The organism is Deinococcus sp. KSM4-11 (assembly GCF_004801415.1).
GTDB lineage: Bacteria > Deinococcota > Deinococci > Deinococcales > Deinococcaceae > Deinococcus.
The window spans coordinates 196851-217755 of sequence record NZ_SSNX01000008.1; the positions used below are offsets into that span (position 1 = coordinate 196851).

Annotated in this window: 21 protein-coding genes, 1 tRNA gene and 2 pseudogenes; 12 read left to right on the forward strand and 12 right to left on the reverse strand. The window is 65.5% G+C overall.

All coding sequences use genetic code 11. The annotated features are described in order from the left end of the window. Positions 1-406 precede the first annotated feature (406 nt). Positions 407-2818 carry an ATP-binding protein gene (locus E7T09_RS18875; protein ID WP_136390734.1) on the forward strand — a complete coding sequence of 804 codons (2412 nt, stop codon included), beginning with the start codon at positions 407-409 and terminating at the stop codon, positions 2816-2818. Positions 2819-3270: 452 nt separating this feature from the next. Beyond that, positions 3271-3666 carry an IS1 family transposase gene (locus tag E7T09_RS18880; protein WP_168734942.1) on the forward strand — a complete coding sequence of 132 codons (396 nt, stop codon included), beginning with the start codon at positions 3271-3273 and terminating at the stop codon, positions 3664-3666. Between the two features lie 67 nt (positions 3667-3733). Here the strand turns inward: E7T09_RS18880 and E7T09_RS18885 are convergent, their stop codons facing one another. The 3 genes from E7T09_RS18885 to E7T09_RS18895 all read right to left on the reverse strand — a co-directional run bounded on the left by E7T09_RS18885 (position 3734) and on the right by E7T09_RS18895 (position 7438). Continuing rightward, positions 3734-4846, reverse strand: a complete 1113-nt coding sequence (locus tag E7T09_RS18885; protein ID WP_205747050.1) for a DNA cytosine methyltransferase — start codon at positions 4844-4846, stop codon at positions 3734-3736. 277 nt (positions 4847-5123) lie between these two features. Further along, the gene (locus tag E7T09_RS18890; RefSeq protein WP_136390736.1) at positions 5124-6050 is read right to left on the reverse strand and encodes an AEC family transporter; all 927 of its coding nucleotides are present in this window, start codon (positions 6048-6050) and stop codon (positions 5124-5126) included. Between the two features lie 50 nt (positions 6051-6100). Continuing rightward, complete coding sequence (locus E7T09_RS18895) at positions 6101-7438, reverse strand: AAA family ATPase (protein ID WP_136390737.1); 1338 nt, start codon at positions 7436-7438, stop codon at positions 6101-6103. A 236-nt stretch (positions 7439-7674) separates the two neighbouring features. On the opposite strand from E7T09_RS18895, the gene E7T09_RS18900 reads away from it, so the two are divergent. The 7 genes and pseudogenes from E7T09_RS18900 (at position 7675) to E7T09_RS18935 (ending at position 12190) form a co-directional block, all read left to right on the forward strand. Next, positions 7675-7751: transfer RNA gene (locus tag E7T09_RS18900), tRNA-Pro, on the forward strand. Positions 7752-8218: 467 nt separating this feature from the next. Continuing rightward, positions 8219-8290 (forward strand): annotated as a pseudogene (locus E7T09_RS22600) (hypothetical protein); the annotation flags it as partial. A 105-nt stretch (positions 8291-8395) separates the two neighbouring features. Further along, entirely contained in the window at positions 8396-8638 is a 243-nt protein-coding gene (locus E7T09_RS22340; RefSeq protein WP_240741901.1) for a hypothetical protein, read from the forward strand. Positions 8639-9007: 369 nt separating this feature from the next. Then, positions 9008-9403 (forward strand): type IV pilin protein, encoded by a 396-nt coding sequence (locus E7T09_RS18920; protein WP_168734945.1) that lies wholly within the window; start codon positions 9008-9010, stop codon positions 9401-9403. Between the two features lie 204 nt (positions 9404-9607). After that, complete coding sequence (locus tag E7T09_RS22545) at positions 9608-9997, forward strand: type IV pilin protein (RefSeq protein WP_136390739.1); 390 nt, start codon at positions 9608-9610, stop codon at positions 9995-9997. A 73-nt stretch (positions 9998-10070) separates the two neighbouring features. Then, entirely contained in the window at positions 10071-10448 is a 378-nt protein-coding gene (locus E7T09_RS18930; RefSeq protein ID WP_240741902.1) for a type II secretion system protein, read from the forward strand. A gap of 936 nt (positions 10449-11384) precedes the next feature. Next, positions 11385-12190 (forward strand): annotated as a pseudogene (locus E7T09_RS18935) (IS5 family transposase). Positions 12191-12252: 62 nt separating this feature from the next. Here E7T09_RS18935 and E7T09_RS18940 read toward each other — a convergent pair. From E7T09_RS18940 to E7T09_RS18965, 6 genes are all read right to left on the reverse strand, one after another. After that, positions 12253-13086 carry an IS5 family transposase gene (locus E7T09_RS18940; RefSeq protein WP_136390740.1) on the reverse strand — a complete coding sequence of 278 codons (834 nt, stop codon included), beginning with the start codon at positions 13084-13086 and terminating at the stop codon, positions 12253-12255. 93 nt (positions 13087-13179) lie between these two features. Continuing rightward, positions 13180-13425 carry a DUF805 domain-containing protein gene (locus E7T09_RS18945; protein WP_136390741.1) on the reverse strand — a complete coding sequence of 82 codons (246 nt, stop codon included), beginning with the start codon at positions 13423-13425 and terminating at the stop codon, positions 13180-13182. 130 nt (positions 13426-13555) lie between these two features. Further along, entirely contained in the window at positions 13556-13828 is a 273-nt protein-coding gene (locus E7T09_RS18950) for a hypothetical protein (RefSeq protein WP_136390742.1), read from the reverse strand. Between the two features lie 178 nt (positions 13829-14006). Beyond that, the gene (locus tag E7T09_RS18955; protein WP_136390743.1) at positions 14007-14240 is read right to left on the reverse strand and encodes a hypothetical protein; all 234 of its coding nucleotides are present in this window, start codon (positions 14238-14240) and stop codon (positions 14007-14009) included. A 309-nt stretch (positions 14241-14549) separates the two neighbouring features. Continuing rightward, complete coding sequence (locus E7T09_RS18960; RefSeq protein ID WP_136390744.1) at positions 14550-14831, reverse strand: hypothetical protein; 282 nt, start codon at positions 14829-14831, stop codon at positions 14550-14552. A gap of 248 nt (positions 14832-15079) precedes the next feature. Next, on the reverse strand, positions 15080-15625 hold the full coding sequence (locus E7T09_RS18965) for a M15 family metallopeptidase (RefSeq protein ID WP_205747051.1): 546 nt from the start codon (positions 15623-15625) through the stop codon (positions 15080-15082). A gap of 195 nt (positions 15626-15820) precedes the next feature. Between E7T09_RS18965 and E7T09_RS18970 the strand changes: the two genes are divergently transcribed. From E7T09_RS18970 to E7T09_RS18980, 3 genes are all read left to right on the forward strand, one after another. Then, positions 15821-16516 (forward strand): response regulator transcription factor, encoded by a 696-nt coding sequence (locus tag E7T09_RS18970; RefSeq protein ID WP_136390746.1) that lies wholly within the window; start codon positions 15821-15823, stop codon positions 16514-16516. Next, entirely contained in the window at positions 16509-17669 is a 1161-nt protein-coding gene (locus E7T09_RS18975) for a HAMP domain-containing sensor histidine kinase (protein ID WP_136390747.1), read from the forward strand. Before E7T09_RS18970 ends, E7T09_RS18975 begins: the two co-directional genes overlap by 8 nt. A gap of 246 nt (positions 17670-17915) precedes the next feature. Then, a complete protein-coding gene (locus E7T09_RS18980; RefSeq protein WP_136390748.1) occupies positions 17916-18593 on the forward strand; it encodes a GNAT family N-acetyltransferase in 678 nt (225 codons plus the stop codon). Here E7T09_RS18980 and E7T09_RS18985 read toward each other — a convergent pair. From E7T09_RS18985 to E7T09_RS18995, 3 genes are all read right to left on the reverse strand, one after another. Then, entirely contained in the window at positions 18541-19530 is a 990-nt protein-coding gene (locus E7T09_RS18985; protein ID WP_136390749.1) for a PIG-L deacetylase family protein, read from the reverse strand. The genes E7T09_RS18980 and E7T09_RS18985 overlap by 53 nt on opposite strands. Before the next feature lie 43 nt (positions 19531-19573). Continuing rightward, positions 19574-20248 (reverse strand): phosphatase PAP2 family protein, encoded by a 675-nt coding sequence (locus tag E7T09_RS18990; protein WP_136390750.1) that lies wholly within the window; start codon positions 20246-20248, stop codon positions 19574-19576. Between the two features lie 88 nt (positions 20249-20336). Next, positions 20337-20795: a cupredoxin domain-containing protein gene (locus E7T09_RS18995; RefSeq protein WP_136390751.1), complete on the reverse strand. Its 459-nt coding sequence runs from the start codon at positions 20793-20795 to the stop codon at positions 20337-20339. Between the last annotated feature and the right edge of the window lie 110 nt (positions 20796-20905).

The following is a 20905-nucleotide window of genomic DNA, read 5'->3' on the forward strand; positions in this document are numbered from 1 at the left end:
AACCGCAGCCGGTCGCCGTCCGGATCGTGCACCTGCGGGATGTCGCCCCCAGGGACGTGGCGATAGACAGAGGTACGGAGAGGGGATAGACCTCTATGATTCGGCACCAGCGCGGCCCGGTTGGTCATGGGTGAACGCTGACCCTCCGAACAGAGCACCATCCTGCGCGCGGCGGTTTACGTTCCGCGCCTATGCGGTTTTGGAATCCTCATCCGTTGGCGTCCCGTGCGTCCGCCGTTGCAGCGGCTTCCGTATTTGACGCGCCACTCGACCTTCGCCTGCCGGATACACCGATAAGGTGGGATTCGCATTGACCTCAGTATGTACGTGCTGTCTGACAGCTCCCTGTCAGGTGGAGCGGCGCTGGGGGCGCGGCGCGGCCTTCACTGGCGCTTTATGCTGAACCATGCCCGATTACGAGAAGCTCGGCGCGTTCTACCTGGGAAAGGTCGTCGATCCCACCACGAATCAACCCACGGATGACCTGCTGTACGACAGCACCGATCTGACGACGCACGCCGTGATCATCGGGATGACGGGCAGCGGTAAGACGGGCCTGGGTCTGGGCCTGATCGAGGAGGCCCTGATGGACGGCGTGCCCGTGCTGGCCGTCGATCCGAAGGGGGATCTGGCGAACCTGCTGCTGACCTTCCCGGAGCTGCGCCCGGACGATTTCCGCCCGTGGGTGGATGAGGCGGAGGCCGCGCGGGCGAACGTCTCGGCGGATGAGCTGGCGGCACAGAAGGCAGACCTGTGGCGCAAGGGGTTGGCCGACTGGGATCAGAGTGGGGAGCGTATCCGCAGCCTGCGCGAGAAGGGGGAGTTCGCCATCTACACGCCCGGCGGCAGCGCGGGTCTGCCGGTCAGCGTCCTGAAGGGCTTCGACGCCCCGCCGCCTGAGATCATGGACGACGCGGACGCCCTGCGGGAGCGCGTCCAGGGCACCGTGACGGGCCTGCTGGGCCTCCTCGGCATTGACGCCGATCCCATGCGCTCGCGCGAGCACGTGCTGCTGTCGAACCTGCTGAGCAGCGCGTGGGCTGAAGGGAAGTCGCTGGACATGGGCGGCCTGATCGCCGGCATCCAGGCGCCGCCCTTCACGCAGGTGGGCGTCATGCCCGTGGATTCCTTCTACCCGCCCAAAGACCGCTTCGAGCTGGCCATGAGCCTGAACAACCTGCTCGCCTCGCCGGGCTTTCAGGCGTGGACGCAGGGCGAGCCGCTGGACGTGGGCCGCTTCCTGTTCACGCCGGCGGGCAAGCCGCGCGTGTCGATCATGAGCATTGCGCACCTGGGCGACGCCGAACGGATGTTCTTCGTGAGCATGTTGCTGAACGCCGTGCTGGCGTGGATGCGCACTCAGTCGGGCACCAGCAGCCTTCGTGCCATGCTGTACATGGACGAGATCGCCGGCTTCTTCCCCCCGAACGGCAATCCGCCGAGCAAACCCCCCATGCTGACGCTGCTCAAGCAGGCCCGCGCCTTCGGGCTGGGCGTGACGCTGGCCACGCAGAACCCCGTGGATCTGGATTACAAGGGTCTGAGCAACACGGGCACGTGGATGATCGGCCGCCTCCAGACCGAGAACGACAAGGCCCGCGTGCTGGAGGCGCTGGAGGGCGCGACCAGCGGCCAGAACGCCCTGACCCGCGCCCAGCTCGACGCGATGCTCTCGGGCCTGGGCAAGCGCGTCTTCCTGATGCACAACGTCCATGAGGGTCACCCGGTGCTGTTCACCACCCGGTGGACGATGAGCTACCTGGCCGGGCCGATCACCGGCACCCAGATCCGGCGGCTGATGGCGGGTCGGAAAACCGCAGAGTCCGCCGCGGGCAACGGAAGCCAGAGTGCTTCGGCGCCCGCACCTGTCGTCAGCCCACCCTCCGCACCGGCGAAGCCCGTCGTTCCCCCCGGCATCGTGGAAGTCTTTGTGCCCACGGCGCAGGCGGACGTGCAGTACCACGCGCAGCTGCTGGTGGTCACGCAGGTGCGCTACTCCTCCACGAAGTACCGCCTGGACGTGGCCGGCGTCCTACCCCTGGTGGCGGACGTGACGGACGGCCCGATTCCCGTGACGTGGGACGAGGCGACCGAGTTGAAGGTCGATCCCAGCACGCTGGAGAAGGCGGGCGTGGACGGCGCGACCTACTCGGAGGTGCCCGCCGCGCTGCTGAATGCGAAGAACCACGCGAAGTGGGGAAAAGAAGCGGCGAAGTATGTGGCGGGCAGCAAACCCCTGACGCTGTGGCAGGAACCGTCCAGCGGCCTGATCAGCGCCCCGGGCGAGACCGAGGGGGATTTCCGCGCCCGCGCCAGCCTTGCCGGACGGGAGGCGCGGGACAACGCCGTCCAGGCCCTCCGCGCGAAGTACGCCAGCAAGGTCGCCACGTTGCAGGATCGCCTCCAGCGTGCCCAGCTGAAGGTGGGGCAGCAGCAGGCCCAGGCGCAACAGGCCCAGCTCCAGACCGCCATGAACGTCGGGGCGGGCGTCCTGGGGGCGCTGTTCGGCGGAGGCCGCCGCACCACCGCCATCCGCAGCGGCGTGTCCGGCGTGGGCCGCAGCATGCGCGAGGGCCAGGACGTGCAGGCCGCGCATGCCGAGCTGAACCAGGTCGCCCAGCAACTCCAGGATCTGCAGAACCAGGTGCAGGCCGAGGTCGATGCCCTGACGCTCCGTGCCAGCAGCGACCTCGAGACATTGGACGTGAAGGCCAGGAGCACCGACGTGACCGTGCCGCTCGTCGCCCTGGCATGGCTGCCGTATACGTGTGCCGCGAACGGCATGCTCACCCCCGCGTGGGACAACGCGGAGGGGTAAAGGAGGGCAATGAAAATGCGCCCTTTCGGGCGCTCGTAGGAGAAAAAATAGCGCGGTATGCACGGGGCGTCAAGCTATGCAGGTGGAGGGTCGTGGATTCTTAGGACTGACGGGTGTTCAATGAACGATGAACGGTCTGGAGTGTCCGCAGTGCGGCGCCGTCCGCATCGTCAAAAATGGTCACGCCCATACAGGGAAGCAACGCTCTCTGTGCCGGGTCTGTGCCCACCAATTCACTCTCCGCCATCAGCGAACGCGGATTTCACCAGATACGGTCGCCCTCGTTGACCGGTTGCTGTCCGAACGCATCTCCCACCGGGGCATCTGCCGGGTGGTCGGCGTCAGTCGCTCGTGGTTCCGACGCCACCTCCAGGCCCTGATGAACAGCGTCCCACACTGTATCGATCCCGATCCCTCGGGCTTCCCAAAGCGTGAGCACTCCAGCACCAGCGGTGCTGGTGCTGGAGTGTGACGAGTTATGCACCTTTGTGACCCGCCACACCAGATCGCTGTGGATCTGGCTCGCCATGAACCGCCACTCCCGCCGCATCGTGGGTTGCTTCATGGGTGCACGGAACGAGGTCAGCGCCTTTGGCCTGTGGCAGAGCCTGCCCACTCCATACCTGGACGCCCGTTGCCATACAGATCGCCTGAGCGCCTACAAGGCCGTAGTATTCGGCGGCCTGCACGTCATTGGTGGTACGCAGCATATCAAGAGGTTCAATGCCACGTTGCGGGTGCGAGTGGCCCACCTGGTGCGTCAGAGCCTGTCGTTCAGCCGGAAGCAGGCGCATCTGGAACTCCTAATCTGGATGTTCATCCACCGCTACAACGCGTCATTACGCTGAACCCACGACCAGGTGGAGACCCCACACCGGAGGGCGTGCCGGGCTGATCCTCTCCAACTCCTCAACTTCACGCAGGTACGTTCTCCCTGCCTGCGCGCTGCACCAGACCCATCAGCGTATCGCCTATGGCCTTCCCCAACCCGACGGGCACGGCGTTTCCGATCTGGCGGTACTGTTCGGCCAAGCTGCCGCTGAAGGCCCAGTCGTCCGGGAATCCCTGCAAGCGGGCCGCCTCGCGGACGCTGATGGGCCGGTGCTCGCTGGGGTGGCACAGATCCGTGGCCTTCTGGGTGGGGCTGGTGGTCACAGTCGGCGCGGGCCGATCCCAGCTCAGGCGTCGGTAAAAGCCGACCCTGCCGCCGGCTGACGTGTACGCCCCGCCCATCGCGGAGGGAATCAGTTCTTTAGGCAGGCTGCGCCAGTTGCCGCCCTCGGGCACGAGGCGCAGGTACTGGAGTCTGACCTTGCTGTACGGCTGGAAGTGCGGGATGGGGTCGTGCAGATTGTCCAGGGCGTCGCGCAGGGTACGCCAGGGGGGCAGACCGTTCGCACCCGTTTCGGAGTGGGTGGGTTCGGGCAGGGCCAGGGGTTCGTGGTCGCGGCTGCCCAGGATCACCACGCGCTGCCGGAGCTGGGGCACACCGTAGTCGGCGGCGTTCAGCAGGCCATACGTGAAGGTGTACCCGATGCGCTCGAACTCGGCCAGGATGACGTGGAAGGCTGAACCCCGTTCCTCTTCGGGTTCCAGTGGCGTTCCGTCACGCGCCGAGATCGGCCGGTGCCGCAGCGTGGCTGACAACAGGCCGCGCACGTTTTCCATCACGAAGAAGCGCGGCTGAACCTCGCCCACGATCCGCAGGAAGTCGCGGAACAGGCTGCCGCGCGGATCATTCAGAGCCCCGCGCCGCCCGGCAGTGGAGAACGGCTGACACGGTGGCCCACCGCTCACCAGGGTAACCTCGCCACGCTTCAATCCCGTGGCCGCGAGCAGGTCGGCGGCACCGAGCCGCGTGATGTCGGAGGCGATGAACGGCGGGTGTGGAAACCACGCGGCATTCGTCCTGATGGTCTCCCGCGCCGCCCGGTCGATCTCCACGGCGGCGCGCGTCTGAAATCCGGCCGCTTCCAGGCCCAGGTCGAGGCCCATGGCACCGGAAAACAGGGAGATGTGGGAGGTCACGGCCGACATTCTAGGGAGCAGGATCAGGTCGTCCAGGGGAGAGAGGGTCGCTGGCTTTTGCGTTGCCGGGCGTACCATCTGTGAGGCCACCTTCCTGTCTGCGTCCAGCGCATCCGGAACAGCTCCACGATCCAGCTGCCCAGAGCGGCGCAGGTCGTGCAGAGGTCACGGGGCGGCCCGGGAGGGACGGTGTGTTCTTCAGTTTCAGGCCCGGTGAACACGTCCCGACCGGACTTCGCACCGCAGGTCGATGGTGTACCAGGCGCACCTGCGCCTCTCAGGGATGCAGCGGCTGGCCGGTCAGCACGGGCAGCAGTGTCACGACTACGGCGATCGTCACCACGGACAGGAGCGTGCTCAGGGTGGCAATCGCCGCGACGGTATCGACGTCCGCGTTGTACTCGCGGGCGATCAGCATGGCGTTCACGGCGGTGGGCATGCTGGCCGACAGGATCAGCACGGCGAGATTCGCACCGTTCAGGTGCAGCGTCCGGCCCACCAGCAGTGCGATGATCGGCCCGCCGATCAGCCGCGCCGCACTCGCCAGCCACAGCCGCGCGTCCAGGCGCGGGCGTCCGGCGGCGCCCAGGTGCAGGCCCAGTGCCAGCAGCACCATGGGCAGGGTCGCCTGCGAGAGCAGTTCCACGCCGCGCAGGAGCCCCTCGGGCAGGGTCACGTGCAGCAGGCGCAGGCTCAGGCCCAGCACCGTCGCCCAGATGGCCGGCAGGCGCAGGATGTCCCTCGCGGCGTCCAGCGGGTGAACGCCAGTGCGGCCCAGGCTGTACACCGCCGGGCCGACCGCGTACATGCCCACGAAGGACGCCAGGAACAGCACCGTGGCCCGCTCGAAGCCCGCCTGACCGAAGGCGAACAGGGCGATGGGCAGTCCCATGTTGCCGCTGTTCCAGATGCCCACGCCCGCGCTGTAACTGCGCTGCGACAGGCCCGGCAGGCCCAGACCGCACAGCCAGCCCAGGCCCAGGCACAGCAGCATGGTGATCAGGTACGCGCCGCCCAGGGTGAGCGCCTCGGCCGCCTTCACGGGCGTTTTCAGGAGCACATTCAGCACCAGCGCGGGCGACAGCAGGTACAGCGTCAGGCGAGACACGGTGGCCTGATCGATGGGAAAGCGCGACGAGAGCAGCGCCCCCAGGCCGGCCACCAGAATGACGGGAAGGAGCACGCTGCTGAGGGCCTGGAACATCTGCCCGGCATGAAAGCATGCCTGGACGCCGTGCCGGTCAGCTTGTCCGCTCAGCCGGCCAGCAGTTTCAGCCGTGTGGGGCAGCCCTGGCCGACTAGCGCAGCCCAGTCGCGGCGCACGGCCCCCTCGTCGGCACGGCGTTCCAGCAGGAACTCCTGCACGCGGGCCATGCTCAGCCGACCGTCGGGCACGCCGCGCAGCAGCGGGGCAAGGTCGGCCTCCGTCCAGCCGGGCCAGAAACGGCGCAGTATTCCCGCCACCTGCGCGCGGGTGGCATGGCCGATCAGCACGTGCCGGTCGGCGCGACCCGGTCGGATCAGGGCCGCGTCCAGACCATCCAGTTCATTGGTGGTCATGAAGGTCACCCGGCCCTCACCGGCCGCCACGCCGTCCAGGGCGTTCAGCAGGCCGTTGAAGCTCAGCTTCACACTGGGAGTGTGCGGTTCGCGCCCCAGAAACACGGCGTCGATGTCCTCCAGCAGCAGCAGCGCGCGGCGCGGCAGGTTCGACAGCAGACTGGTCAGGCGGTCGTCACTCAGATCCGGCGTGGCCAGGTTCAGGACACACACGTTCAAGCCCACCGTGCCCGCCAGCGCCGCCACCAGGGAACTCTTGCCGTTGCCGGGCGGACCGTGCAGCAGGTAGCCCCGGCGGTACGGGATGCCCATGCCCCCATACCAGTCGCGGTCGGCAAAGAAGGCGTCCAGGTCGGCGCGCAGGTCGCCCACCAGTCCACCATCGTAGATCAGGGTGTCCAGCGGGCGGGCGGCACGGCGTTCGGCAAGCGACCACGTGTCGTAGCTGGGCACGTGGATCTCCACGCGGCCATCGACCTTCCCGGCCGTGAACTCGTATGCGGCGCGCAACAGGTCGGGAATCACCCCGCGCGAGACGGCCAGCATCTGGATCGTCAGGCTGTGTTTGAACCCCAGCAGCCGCTCGCTCTGGCTCTCACGCCGCTCGCGGCTGGGCCGGGCCAGCAGCCAGTGCCCCCGGAAGCGCAGCAGCACCTGCCCGCTCAGAGGCACCAGGCGGACATTCACGTCATCGCCGTCCTGATCGGTGGCCAGGGTCAGGTTCTGACCGCCCATCTGCTCGTTGTACCGGGTGACGACGCCCAGGTGCCGCAGGCGACGACCCACCGGCTGCGCCGCCAGCCACGCGGCCAGCCAGGGAAAGGCCGGGTCGTCCCCCTGCACGTCCAGGGTGAGCGTGTAGCGCCGCTCTAGCCAGTGCCAGAGTGTCCAGGGCAGCGACCGTGCGAACACCGCCAGGGCACTGAACACGCCGATCAGCAGGCCGCCCTGTGCGAGCTGGTTCTGCGCCAGCGTCTGCCGGATGGTGCCCTCCAGATCGCGCCAGAGGGTATGCAGGTTGAGGGTGTCCATGGGTCTCGTCCAGGTGATCGTGGGGCTGCGGCCTCCCCGGACGCGGGCGGGAGGCACAGCAGGGCCGCGCAGGCGAAAAAGGACTCGGGCGCAGGACAGGCGGGGGCATCCTCAGCGTATGGGCCGGGCGGCCCTGCCGCCTGCGCCACCTGGCCGGGCAGTGGATCGGCCAGGTGGCTGACCGCGCCGCACTTGACCGCGTTCCCTTTGCCGTCTATAGTCCTGTGGCTGGATAGCGAGGCGTAGCGCAGCCTGGTAGCGCACTACCTTGGGGTGGTAGGGGTCGCAAGTTCAAATCTTGTCGCCTCGACCAGCACACTCCCTCCCAGAGGGAGTTTTTTCATTCCCACGCGGCGGCCAAGTGCCGCCGTTTTCACGTTCGCAGCAACCCGTGCAGCAACTGGGTTTTCCACGGTCACTTTCCCAGACCCGCGTCCCGGCCGCGCAGCAGGTCGCTCAAGGTCAGTGCCGCACGCTCCCGCTGCTCCTCGAACACATGGCGTACACGTCCAGGGGCGTCGGAGTGCAGGCTTGACCTGCCCGCCCTGTAAAGAGGCGCGTGAGGCCTTGCAGCGCCGCGGTGTCTCCACGATTGCCCGATACCGACAGCGCTACCGAGAGGTTCCTGGCCTGCCCAGCAATCCGCCTGAAGCCTATGCACCAGCATGGGTGGACTGGCCCGCCTTCCTCGCGCCACATGAAGCCAGGTTCTTCCCGCTTGCGGACGCCATGAAGGCCGTCAAACCCCTGGCCATCTAGGATCAGCACGAGTACCGGCAACGCTACCGGGAGCACCCTGAACTGCCGAGCAATCCAGAAAGGAGCTTTTCAGACTGGCCCGGCTGGAGTGTGTTCCTCGGGAAGAGTGAGCTGAAGCAGACACGCCGCAAGTCCCTCGATCTGGCAGCTTCTCAGGGGCGGGCACACGAACTGGGCCTGACCACGCGACAGGCGTATATGCGCATAGCTGACACCGAACCCGGCCTTACGCGCACCCCGGAGCGCCTGCCGGGGTGGCCGGGGTGGTCGGCCTTCCTGGGCGTGGCGGATGCCGATCCAACGTGGCTGACGTATTCGGCTGCGCGGGCACTCGTGCAGACCCAGGGCTGGACGGATGCCCGCACGTACCGGGCCCGGTACCGTGAACATGTGGGCCTGCCGCAGAGTCCAGACCGCGTGTACGCGGAGTGGACAGACTGAGCCGCATTCCTCGCACCAAAAAGGTCACGAATTTCGTCATACGTGGAAGCAAGCCGCGGCGTGCACGCCGCAGGCATCCATTCGTTTCGAGACTATGCCGCCGAGTACCGCGCGTACGCTGGCCTGCCCAGCACGCCGAACAAGGCTTACGCCGCTGAATGGCAGGGGTGGGCGGCCTTCCTTGCGGGGGTATGTACACCCCCAAGCTGAACATGAGTCTTCGTGAATTCACCTTCATGTTGTGAGGTGATTGTAAGAGCCACATTCGTATCGTGATCTCAAGCAGGAAGGGAGACACCCAAGCCTGCGAACGCCATGAGCGGGCTGGCCGGTACTTATACCCTCCGGCACGGCCACCAGGAGAACACCATGAAGAACAGCACCCAGGGCTTCACCCTCATCGAGCTCCTCATCGTCGTTGCGATCATCGGCATCCTGGCCGCGGTCCTCATCCCCAACCTGCTGGGCGCCCGCGCTAAAGCCAACGACGCCGCAGCAAGCGCCGTGGCCCGCCAGGTACTGACCGCCATGGCAGCCGTCGAAACCAACAACTCCACCTCCACCGGTGCGGATGCGACCTGCTCGGCCAAAGCCACCCTGCCTACGGTTACCGTGACCTCTGGCACCCAGACCGCTACCGTGAACGCTCCTGCTCCCATCAGCGACATCGCCTGCACGAGCACGGCGTCACAGTTCTCCGTCACCCTGACGTACTCCGGCGGCAGCAGCGGCAAGTCCCCCCTCCTGGTGACCTCCGCCAAGTAAACGCATTCTGGTTAGAACTGTCATCAATCCGAATGCCCACTTTCTAAAGACAAGTGGCATTCGGATTTACCGTTGAAGTAGGCAAAAACTAATGCCACCACTCTTTGGTAACTGACTGTTCAATGCTTTCGTGGTCTTCGGCCGTCCAGCTTCGTAGCTTCATATGTCTCAGAGAGAGTTGGCTTTCAAAATTAGGAGAGCGCCATGAAGAACAGCACTCAAGGATTTACACTCATCGAGCTCCTCATTGTCGTGGCAATTATTGGCATCCTGGCTGCTGTGCTGATCCCGAACCTCCTGGGTGCACGCTCTAAAGCGAACGATGCGGCCGCACAGGCGGTGGCTCGTCAGGTTCTGACTGCAATGGCTGCGGTTGAAACCAACAACTCTACTTCGACCGGTTCTGATGCTAAGTGCTCGGACAAAACCACCTTGCCTACGGTTACCGTGACATCGGGTACTCAGACCGCTTCTGTGAATGCTCCTGCTCCTATCAATGATATTGCCTGTACGAGCACAGCGTCACAGTTCTCTGTCACCCTGACATATGACGGTGGCACCAAGTCGCCTCTGCTTGTGACGTCGGCCAAATAAGCCCACGCAGTCACGGTGTGTGCTGCTACCTTAGCGGCCTGCACCGTGACTAATCGAGGATTAGGAGATCGCCGTGATCCGTAACTCAACGACAGGCTTCACTTTGATCGAATTGCTAATCGTGATCGCGATCATTGGCCTCCTCGCCGGCGTTCTGGTACCTATCGCGGTGAATGCGCGGGCCAAAGCTACCGATTCCGCAGCAGCAACAGTCAGTCGGCAAGTTGCCACTGCTGCCGCCGCTGTGTTTATCTCTTCCAATAGTTTTCCTACGTGTAGCTACACTAAACCGGCAACGTTGATCACTGGCGGCAGTCAAAGCGTCACTGTGAACATCGCAATACCCGTCACAAATATCGAATGTACTAAGGTAGGAACCAGTAACGCCCTTGATGTCACTGTTACCTATGATGGTGGCACAAAGTCCAGCGTCACCACGACCATAGAGTAACCCGCAGCGCCTGCCATCCATCATTCCCATACCTGCTGCCACAGCAACTGCCTCACCCTCTGCGAATCATGAGGGTGAGGCAGTTGCTTTCTACGCGTTCAAAGACGGGTAATTACGAACACCAGGATGGCAATTCCCAGCAGGAGCAAGAGGAACCACAACGGAAACGACTGCCGGGTCTCAGTGGTCATGCCCGGTAAATTTGCGGTGCTGTGCCCCTTAATCGAGCACGAGGAACCTTGCCGATATCATCGTCCCCTGTAGTTGGATGCCTTCCTATACTGCCCCCTGCACCAGGCCTCGGCGTGGGCTGACCGTAGCTGAAGTGCTTTAGATCCAGGAGTGCTGTGTGAATTCCGATGCACCTATTGGGGAGGGTGCCCATGGTGAAAGTGAGGCTCCTGACTCGCCCGTTCACCCTTGCAACGTTCGCGAGCGTTCTCGTGGACTGAGCACGCAACGGGTGCTGCAACTCGACTTGGCTCAGTTTGGCCTGACTCGTTCGGCATTGAGATGAGGTGCGTCTGGGACAGGGTTATTTTGCCCCAACCTCTTCTAGTTGGGTGCATCTGGGCCGTCCGGACCAGATTGGGGTAGTAAGGGTCGCAGTCGCAAGTTCAGATCTTGTCGCCTCAACCAGCACGGACTCCCTCCCAGAGGGGGTTTGTTTATTTGACAAAGGCCGCGAGTTGCGGTCTTTCGTCATTTGGCAGCGCTGCCAAATGCCAGGGGGCTGCCGGCAGGATCGTTGTTCTTTAGGGCCTGGGTGACTAAGGTGTTTCCGACGAGCAAGTGCGCTGATTGAGGCGCAAACTACCGTCAAGCACGTCCTTCACAGTCAGGGCGTACGGCTGTTGCCATGACGGCCAACTCGAGGCGTGTAGTCGGTGTACTAGGTTCTGTCCGCAAAGTGTCATCTACAGGCAAGAATGACGTGTGGCACGACGCTATGAACTGACGGACGAGCAGTGGAGCCAGTTGGCTCCACTGCTCCCACCGCAACGCCAGCGTACTGGACGGCCCTCCCTCGATCACCGCACGGTTCTGAACGGCATCCTGTGGATCAAACGTTCCGGAAGTGCGTGGCGCGACCTCCCCGAACGCTATGGCAACTGGAAAACGGTGAGCTCTCGGTTCTATCGCTGGCAGCAGCAAGGCCTCTGGACACAGCTTCTCGCCCGTGTACAGGAACGAGCAGATCATGCCGGCCACGTCGACTGGGACGTCCACATGATCGACAGCACCATCGTGCGCGCCCATCAAAGTGCAGCAGGCGCAAAAAAGGGGACGGCGACGAAGCGCTCGGCCGCTCACAAGGCGGCTTCGGTACGAAGATCCACCTGAAATGTGATGGCCATGGAAGGCCGTTGGCCTTCCTGCTGACCGCTGGACACCGCAATGAGATGCTGATGTTTGAGGCGCTGCTGGACGCCGGGCAGATCAAGCGCCGGAGTCGGGGCCGACCCCGACTCCGGCCCACGTACGTCCTGGCGGATCGGGCGTACGGCGGCGACAAAGCACACCGGCTCTGTCGAAAACGAGGAATTCGTCTGGTTGTCCCTCCGAAGCGGGATCACCGGCAGCCCCGGTCGTATGACCGAGGCCTGTACCGACGTCGCAATGTCATTGAACGGCTGGTGGGTCGCCTGAAGCGCTCTCGGAGAATCGCCACCCGATTTGAGAAGCGAGCGTGTTACTACGAGGCGATGGTCACACTCGCCTGCATCATGGAGTGGCTCTGAGGGTTTGCGGACAGAACCTAGAGCCCGTTTGGGAAATGAAAAGACTGTCTCAGACAGTCTTTTCATATTGTGGCCAGTCGGCGGAGCAGGAGGCGGGTCATGGCCACGTAGCACCACGTTTCTTCCGTTTCGGGCAGCGTCTCGAAATCGCGTGACAATCGACGATTTCGGCCCATCCATGCGAAGGAACGCTCGACCACCCAGCGCCTGGGCAACACATGGAACGCTTTCTCGTCGAACCCCTGGGCCTCCAACCAGTCCGGCATGTACCGTTTTAGCTGGCGCCACCATGGGTAAACGACCTCGAATTCGAGGTTGAGTTCCTGACTCGCCCAGTGCTTGAACTGCCCCGCGTACCCCTGGTCAGCCCACATCTTCTCCAGGGTGGGCAGTTCCCCCTTGACGGCCTGTACCAAGAGGCGACCTCCGACCCGATCGTGGAGGTTCGCCGGATGTACGACCACCCCCTGCAGCAGGCCAAGAGTATCGACCAGGATGTGCCGCTTGCGGCCATTGACCTTTTTGTTGCCGTCAAAGCCGCGTGGGCCACCACTTTCGGTGGTCTTTGCAGACTGACTATCGATGATGGCTGCGTGCGGATCGGGCGAACGCCCGATCCGCACACGATAGATCCGACGCACGGATGTGGTGATGTGTTCCCACACGCCGGCCATCTTCAGTTGACGGAAGTGGTAGTACACGGTCTGCCAGGGTGGAAAGTCATGCGGCAGCGCCCTCCAAGCGATCCCACCACGCAGCACGTACAGCACGGCATTGACGATGTCACGTGTTGACCACTGCGGCGGTGCGCCTCGGGCCGATCGTGGTGGCCACACGTCGCTCAGGATCGACCATTCGTCATCGGTGAGGTCAGAATCATACGTCTGAGAAGCCATTCTTCATGGTATTTGCTCGCCTGGAGCGGCGTGAAATTCCAAAACGGGCTCTAGAGGGGCTATACAGTGCAGGCACTGTCGGGGCTGCAGCCCCTATTGATTGTCCTGCTGCCCATCGGCCATATCGCACATGGCCAGCGCAGTCAGCAACCCGATAAAAGGGAGGTACAGAAACGGCCACTTCCCGCTGCGCCCGATGTCGTGCAGACGGGCCGCCACAATGTTGATTTGGATGAGCAGGCCGATCATTCGGCCGGAGATTGGCACTTCAGTGTGATTCAGACCGAGGTTCCAACTCGGGATGCCGAGCATCACGCCGGTCGCGGGTTCAAGGCGCATTAACTGAAAGATGGCGATTCAGAAGGCGCGCCAATCCGTCCGACCGGCGGTGATGGGCTTTGTGTAGCCGGTTGCGGCTCTGCGCTGGTGCTCCCTGTGGCTGGGCCACGCCGCTGCCGAACGTGACTGTTCAGATGGCGTTCCGCGCCCGACGGGCCGCTTGATCGAACGCCTCGCCCATATCCCCCGGAAAGGGGACTGGGTCGCTCCTCTCCAGCTTGAAGCCGTCTCGCTCGGAAACGATCACGGCCCGTCTGGGGCGTTCATGACCGACGTGCGCACTGGCGAGCCAGCCCTGGTGTTCCAGTGCCACGAGCACCCGTTGCCGGGCCGGATCGAGGGAGTCACGCCACGTCTTCTCGAAGTGCATGATCGCCTCCATCTCCGCCAGCTCTTTCTCCATCCCTCAACTTAACAAGGAGATGAAGTGCTGCATGTCCAACCTGCCACATCGAAGTTCACAGAGAGGAACAGGGGCCGAAGGGTGGCGTCTCAGGCCGATGGGCACCTGAAACACAGGTGGAACGATCCTCGCCGTGCGGCTACCCAGCTCGGATGATGACCCGACGCCCCTGGATTGTTCACTGAACCAGCAGCAGGCGAATCCGGGTGACGAGGCCCGTGCTGGTCTGAACCACGACGCCCAGGAAGCTGCCCGCCGAGGTCTCCACGCGGATGGCCTGACGGGTTGAACTGGCGTCCACCAGTCGGGCAATGGCCGGGCTCCCCAGCACAAAACGGAGGTCAAGGTACCGGCTGCTGACCTGTTCGACTTCGGCATCCGTGGCATCAATGACAACCGCTTCAGATTTCATGGGCTCACGGTATGGAGGGGATGGTTTCCGGATCGCTGCGCCTCATCGCCCCCACGGGTGGCCCCCGACGGGGTACACGCCCATGACCGGGTTCCTGGCCAACCACACTGTGGCCGGGCCACACCTTGCAGGGGTAGTTAGCCAAAATCGCTTTTTGTTTTCCTTCGGCTGCCCGCCCTGTGTGGACTTCCGCTTGATACGCCGCTTCAGCATCCATTCCGCGCCTGCGCATCTGGCTCAAGCGCGGTCATCGTCCCACTACGTCCGGCCAGCGTTCACTTCGGCAGGTCGAGGTTTTGCAGGAAGCCATCATTGGTCAGGCGTGATGTTCGGGCCGGAACTGCGCATGGTCAGGGTCGCCTGCTTGCCCGCCTGCGTGCAGGTGATCGTCCCCATGGCCACTGCTGATCCGTTCCTGGCCTGCAGCGTCACGCTGGTGGTGGTGCGGCCCTGGACTGCCCACGCTCCCCATTCGGATCCAGTGCTGGAGGGCTTCTGCTGATGGGCCTGCGTGACCACGGCGTTCAGGGCGGTCGTGCAGGTCGTCGTGAAGGTGCGGCTGGTCGCACCGGACGGAAGAGACTGTTGCATCAGCGGAGCGCAGCTGGCGAGGGCAGTGGCAAGGGCAGGCAGGAGCAGGTTTCGCATGGCATTCCTCTGGTCTATGGCGCTCTGATATCGCTGGAGCGAACGGGTTGCCGGGTTTAGAGGAGGGTGTGATTCACCTCCCATTGTGCCAAAAGCAATCATGCTCCGGGATTCCCGGAGTGGGAGACCCGCTTTTCCCAGAGATGGCACCAGATCCGAGCCGGGGTACCAAGTGGTTCACAGGCGGCGGGTCACTGCATTCTCGGATCGTGTGTGGGATCGGCGTACAGGGGCGGGCAGCCGTGCCCGATGTCTTCGCGGCGCAGTTCGTAATGCCAGGGCTCGTTGCGGTAGATCTGGCACAGCCCGTACCTGGCGCCGTGCCTGGACAACCACGCCGTGGCCTGGGTCGGCCCGATGTCGACCGCGTTCCCGGACACGTGGGGAGAGGTATCGGCCGTGGCGACCCAGCGGGCCGCTTTCGCTTCCGAGCCGTACTTCGAGACCGCCTTGCGGAGTATCCGGTTCTGGTACGTCCGGGAACGCCAGCCGCTGTTCACGACGACCGTGATCCCTTCGTCCGCAGCGGCCGTTGCGGCCCGGCGGAGGGCCCCCAGGAGGCCTGGATCGAGCCTGGCCACTGCCGGGTACCCGCCTTCGAAGACGGTCACGCCGTCAGGAACGACCCCGTCGGTCGTGCCGGCGACGTCGGGGCGGCCGCCGTGCGGCCCACCGGACAGCCGGGGCGCGAGGGGTGGCGCGGCCCTGGGTGCTGGTGGCGGCGACGCAACCGCCATGGACGGGTCATGATGGACACCGAGAGCCGCCACGCTGAGGGCCAGCAGGAGGCCGACGGGTACAGATCGGGTAGGCCGGACTGCGGTCTGGGCCGGGTCGAGGGACATGCCTCCAGTCAAGGCGGCGGGGTGTTGCCAGCGCGTACGTGATTTTCGATATGCCGGCGATATGCTCCGGTTGGGAGCATCCAGAGTATGCGTGTGTTGATCGTCGAGGACGAACCCTACCTGGCCCAGGCGATCCGCGATGGCCTGCGCCTGGAGGCGATTGCCGCCGACATCGCCGGTCACGGTGACACCGCACTGGAACTGCTGAGCATCAACGCCTATGACATCGCCGTCCTCGACCGCGACATTCCTGGCCCCAGCGGGGACGAGATCGCGGAAAGCATCGTCGCGTCCGGAAGCGGCCTGCCGATCCTGATGCTCACCGCCGCGAACCGGCTTGACGACAAGACCTCCGGATTCGAACTCGGTGCCGACGACTATCTCACCAAGCCGTTCGAACTCGGGGAACTCGTCCTCAGGCTCAGGGCACTCGATCGCCGGCGGGCGTACCACAGGCCGCCCGTGTGGGCTCTGGCTGGTCTGCGTCTGGATCCCTTCCGCCGCGAGGTGTACCGCGACGGCCGGTATGTCGCGCTGACCCGCAAGCAGTTCGCCGTGCTCGAAGTGCTCGTCGCTGCCGAGGGCGGGGTCATCAGTGCTGAGGAGCTCCTGAAACGGGCCTGGGACGACCACGCCGACTCCTTCACCAATGCCGTGCGCATCACCGTCTCGGCCCTCCGCAAACGACTCGGTGAACCCTGGTTGATCGCCACGGTGCCCGGCGTCGGCTACCGCATCGATCCAGGCGCCAATCCCGGTTCAGAGGAAAAGGATCGTGGTTAGAGCGTCTGGCCTGAGCGTGCGCCTCAGGCTCACCCTCAGTTATGCCGGCTTCCTGATGCTGGCCGGTGCCCTGCTGCTCGCGGTCGTGTGGGTGTTCCTGCTGCGCTACGTGCCGGCGGAGATCGATCTGCGGATCCCATCGCCGGGCGGCACGGAGCGGGTCGCAACAGCCCGGGGTTCGTCCCTGCCGGCGCCGCCTCGCGGGCAGTTCATCCCCAACCGCTCCGACCTGGTACGGGCCTTCGTTCCCAGGGCCGCTGCCACGCTGGTCGTCCTGCTGGTGCTCGGCCTGGCGGGGGGGTGGCTTCTGGCTGGCGCCATGCTCACGCCGCTCACCCGGATCACCGACGCCACACGCCGCGCCACGCAAGGATCGCTCGCCCACCGGATCCGGCTCCCGGGCCGCAGAGATGAATTCCGCGAACTCGCCGACGCGTTCGATGCCATGCTCTCGCGGCTCGAAGCGCACGTCGCCGAACAGCGACGATTCGCAGCGAACGCGTCCCATGAACTGCGCACCCCGCTGGCCATCACGCGGACGCTGCTCGATGTGGCCCGCCACGATCCGCACCGCGACACCGACGCCCTGGTCGACCGGCTCCACGCCGTCAACACCAGGGCGATTGACCTCACGGAAGCCCTGCTCCTGCTCAGCCGCGCCGACCAGCGCTCGTTCACGCGGGAGCCCGTCGATCTGTCCCTCCTGGCGGAAGAGGCCACGGAAACGCTCCTCCCTCTTGCGGAACGATGCGGCGTCACCATCGAGACCCTCGGCGACATGACCTGGGCTGTGGGGTCACACGCGCTGCTGCTGCAATTGACGATGAACCTCGTGCACAACGCGATCGTTCACAATCTGCCGGCACAGGGTGACGTTCGGATCCGCACCGGCGTCCAATCCGGGGGAGCGCTGCTCACCGTCGAGAATACCGGCGAGACGCTCACGCCACAGCTGGTCTCCACGCTCACCGAGCCGTTTCGGCGGGGCACCGAACGGATCCGCACGGATCACGCCGGGGTCGGTCTCGGCCTGGCCATCGTCAAGAGCATCACGCAGGCACACGACGGAACCCTCACCCTCAGCCCCCGCGCCGACGGGGGGCTCCGCGTGACGGTGAACTTTCCCGCCGCGCCAGCGCAAGCTGGCAGTTGACTGTCCGGCGAGACCGCTCTGGGCCACCACGGGCAGTAGGGCGGGCGACCCGCAGCGCGTTGGTGGCAGCCGGTGGAGGAGGTCGGAACGGACACCGACGCCCAGACCGGTCTGCCCAACCGGCGCACCGTCCATGAGGCTTAGGACACCAGCGTGCACTGGATCAACCGTCGGCAGGTGTCCGTCACCGCAAGTTCAGCGGTCAGACCGCCGACCGACCCGCTGCCTGCCGGGTACACTGCCCGCGTGACCGCCGCTCCTCACCTGCGCCCGGTGCGCCCGGACGACCGCGCGGCCCTGGCGCAGATTGCGTACCACACGGGTTTCTTCGGGGCGAGCGCGGCCGTGTACTTCCCGGATGCCGCGCTGTTCGGCGCGCTGTGGATGGAGCCGTACCTGGGGGGTGCAGGAGTCGAGGGTGCGGGCGCTGCCGGGTTCGTCGCCGATCTGGACGGCGTAGTACTCGGCTACATCGTGGGCGCGCCGGATCACGGGGCGTACCAGCGCGCCCTGACGGCGGTGGTCGCGCGCTTCCTGACCACCCACCGGCCCACGCCCGACACCCTGCGAAGCCTGCGCTACCTGGTGCGGGCTGCGCGGTACTCGTCGCCCCATGCCGACTGGATGGCCTATCCCGCGCATCTGCACCTGAACCTGCTGCCCGCCGCGCGGGGTCTGGGCGTAGGCCGGCGGCTGCTGGACGCCCACCTCAGCGCCCTCGGGGGCCTGGGCGTCCCCGGTGTGCAGCTGTCCACCACCACCGAGAACGGCGCCGCCATCACCCTGTATGGCCGGGCCGGGTTCGGGGTTCTCGCCTCGCGCGACTCGCCGCTGTGGATGCCGTGGCTGGGGCGGGCGACCACCCACGTGGTCATGGGGCGTCGCTGTCCGGGATGGGATCCGGATCGGGCGTGCCCTGACTGAGCAGTTCGTTGCGGCGCACGAACGCCCGCATGAAGCGCCCCATGATCCGCGTCTGCGTCCGGTAGGTGTTCACCGCCTGCAACTTGCGATCCACCTCGGCGGGTGTGAGGTCCGCGCGTTCCCACGGCAGCGTCTTCGCACGGGGTGGAATGGTCAGGGGCAGTTCGCCGTGCAGGCCCTTGGGCACCGGCCATTCCAGGCCGCCATGCACCACCCAGTAGCGCAGGCGATTCTCCTGCTGCCGCTGGGCCATCAGGCGCATGGCGAGGTTCGCCACAGTGCGGTGATCCGTGTGGAAGTCCTGCGGAGCGGGCGCGAAGACCAGATCGGGCTTTACGCGGTCGAGCACACGCTTCAGGTCGGCTTCCAGCGCCTCGCCGGTGTAGGGCGCGCCGGGCGTCAGGGCGCCCGGCACATACACGGCCGACGCGGCGGTGCGCGGCGCGGTGTAGGGCTGCGCGTAGTTGGACGTGGTCAGCCGGGCCAGCCCCCGATCCGGGTAGCCCAGGATGAACGTGTGGTCTGCCGGAACACCCAGCACCTGGGCGGCCTTGCGCGCTTCCAGCGCGCGGGTGGCTCCCAGCGCCCGCATGTTCTGGGCCTGCGGCCGCAGCACGCCCTGCGTGAGTGCCGCGTCGAACTCGAAGCCGTCCCCGGCGGTCACCCAGGTAATCCAGACGGTCGCGCCTGCCGCCTCGGCCCGCTGGATCATGCCGGCGCAGCACAGGGTCTCGTCGTCCGGGTGGGGAGACAGGATCAGCACCCGCTGTCCGGCGTGGAAGTCGCCCAGGGCCGGAAGGGCCTGCACGCGATCCGCGCTGCCGTCGAACAGGCGGATCGTGACCGGCAGGTTGATCCACACGGTCAGCCCCAGACCCCCCAACAGCACGGCGGCGGGAAACAGGTGGCGTCGGCGGGGCAGCGGAAGTCGCTTCATCGGGTGGCGCCGTCCGGGGCGGCCGGGCGATAGGAGCAGCGTATCAGCTGCGCCCGCTCACGCGGGACAGGATTGGGGCGGGCACGCTCACGCCGGTCAGGCGCGCCGCACCCAGCGCGCAGGCCAGGCCCGTCAGCCAGCCTGCCAGGACGTCGGTCGGAAAGTGCACGCCCAGCACCAGCCGTGCCACTCCACTGAGCAGCGTATAGGCCACGCCCAGGATCAGCGCGGGCCAGCGCCACGGCGTGCGCCACAGCAGAACCACCAGCACGGTGGCGAGCGCGGCCGCCGTGGCACTGTGTCCACTCGGAAACGACGCGCCGCTCTCGTGCACCAGGCGGGGCCACAGCTCCGGACGGGGCCGGTTGAAGATCAGTTTCATGCCCAGCGCGATTCCCACGGCGCTGCCCAGGCCCAGCAGCGCGAACAGCGCCTCCCGCTCTCGGTGTGTGAAGTGCAGGGCGGCAAGGATCAGCAGGGTCGCCGCGCCCATCCCGAACGGCCCGCCGAAGGTGTGCAGCAGCACGCTCAGCTGGGTCAACCAGGCGGGGGCGTGGGCGTGAACCCACAGCATCATGGGGGTCTCGAAGCCGAAGCGTTCCTGCTCGGCGACGTCCTCGGCCAGCACGCCCACGATCACCAGCGGAATCAGGATGCCCGCCAGCCAGCGCAGCAGGTGTGCGGGCGCGGGCGGGCGGGTCAGGCTGGGCGTGGTCATCGGCCCAGCGTAGGGGACGCAGTTAAGGCGTTCCGGGAAAGTCAGGAAAGCGTGAAGATGGCAGCAGCGCCGTGCACCAGTGGCGTTCTTACTTGACGGTGACGGGAGCCTTCATGCCCGCCTCGTAGTGGCCGGGATAGTGGCACGCCATCTCGAAGAGGCCCGCTTTGGTCGGCGTGAACGTCAGCACGGCCTTTTCACCGGGCTTGAGGGGCACCTCGAAGAACCCCGCCTTCACGGCCTTGCCGCCGATGGTCAGCTTGACGTCCTTGCTGGCCAGCCACAGCGTGTGCTTCTCCATATAGGCGTCCCAGGCGGCCTCGCCCTTGGGCGCGACCTTCGGTGTGCTGTACAGCTGCAGCTCGTGGGGAGCCATGCCGGTGTTCGAGATGTTCATCACCACTTTCTGGCCCACTTTCAAGTGCAGGCCCATGGGTGTGAACTTCATTTCGGACATCTGGACGTTGATGGTCTGCGTGGCGGCGCTGGAGACGCCCGCCGTCAGGACGGTCAGGGAGAGCAGTGTGGTCAGGGTGGTTCGGTTCATGGGGGCTCCTGGGCGGGTGTGGGGTCTGGGACTTCCCGCGCCTCCAGGATTGGTGTCGGCAGGTCACGTGCAAATGAAACGTCCTCACGCTGGGCTCAGGCACGGGCCAG

Bases quoted from the DNA above. Each gene is read 5' to 3' on its own strand.
- E7T09_RS18875 (WP_136390734.1), top strand. From the start codon at position 407: ATGCCCGATTACGAGAAGCTCGGCGCGTTCTACCTGGGAAAGGTCGTC.
- E7T09_RS18890 (WP_136390736.1), bottom strand. From the start codon at position 6,050: ATGTTCCAGGCCCTCAGCAGCGTGCTCCTTCCCGTCATTCTGGTGGCC.
- E7T09_RS18895 (WP_136390737.1), bottom strand. From the start codon at position 7,438: ATGGACACCCTCAACCTGCATACCCTCTGGCGCGATCTGGAGGGCACC.
- E7T09_RS22340 (WP_240741901.1), top strand. From the start codon at position 8,396: ATGCGCATAGCTGACACCGAACCCGGCCTTACGCGCACCCCGGAGCGC.
- E7T09_RS18920 (WP_168734945.1), top strand. From the start codon at position 9,008: ATGAAGAACAGCACCCAGGGCTTCACCCTCATCGAGCTCCTCATCGTC.
- E7T09_RS22545 (WP_136390739.1), top strand. From the start codon at position 9,608: ATGAAGAACAGCACTCAAGGATTTACACTCATCGAGCTCCTCATTGTC.
- E7T09_RS18940 (WP_136390740.1), bottom strand. From the start codon at position 13,086: ATGGCTTCTCAGACGTATGATTCTGACCTCACCGATGACGAATGGTCG.
- E7T09_RS18945 (WP_136390741.1), bottom strand. From the start codon at position 13,425: ATGCGCCTTGAACCCGCGACCGGCGTGATGCTCGGCATCCCGAGTTGG.
- E7T09_RS18950 (WP_136390742.1), bottom strand. From the start codon at position 13,828: ATGGAGAAAGAGCTGGCGGAGATGGAGGCGATCATGCACTTCGAGAAG.
- E7T09_RS18955 (WP_136390743.1), bottom strand. From the start codon at position 14,240: ATGAAATCTGAAGCGGTTGTCATTGATGCCACGGATGCCGAAGTCGAA.
- E7T09_RS18960 (WP_136390744.1), bottom strand. From the start codon at position 14,831: ATGCAACAGTCTCTTCCGTCCGGTGCGACCAGCCGCACCTTCACGACG.
- E7T09_RS18965 (WP_205747051.1), bottom strand. From the start codon at position 15,625: ATGGCGGTTGCGTCGCCGCCACCAGCACCCAGGGCCGCGCCACCCCTC.
- E7T09_RS18970 (WP_136390746.1), top strand. From the start codon at position 15,821: ATGCGTGTGTTGATCGTCGAGGACGAACCCTACCTGGCCCAGGCGATC.
- E7T09_RS18985 (WP_136390749.1), bottom strand. From the start codon at position 19,530: ATGAAGCGACTTCCGCTGCCCCGCCGACGCCACCTGTTTCCCGCCGCC.
- E7T09_RS18990 (WP_136390750.1), bottom strand. From the start codon at position 20,248: ATGACCACGCCCAGCCTGACCCGCCCGCCCGCGCCCGCACACCTGCTG.
- E7T09_RS18995 (WP_136390751.1), bottom strand. From the start codon at position 20,795: ATGAACCGAACCACCCTGACCACACTGCTCTCCCTGACCGTCCTGACG.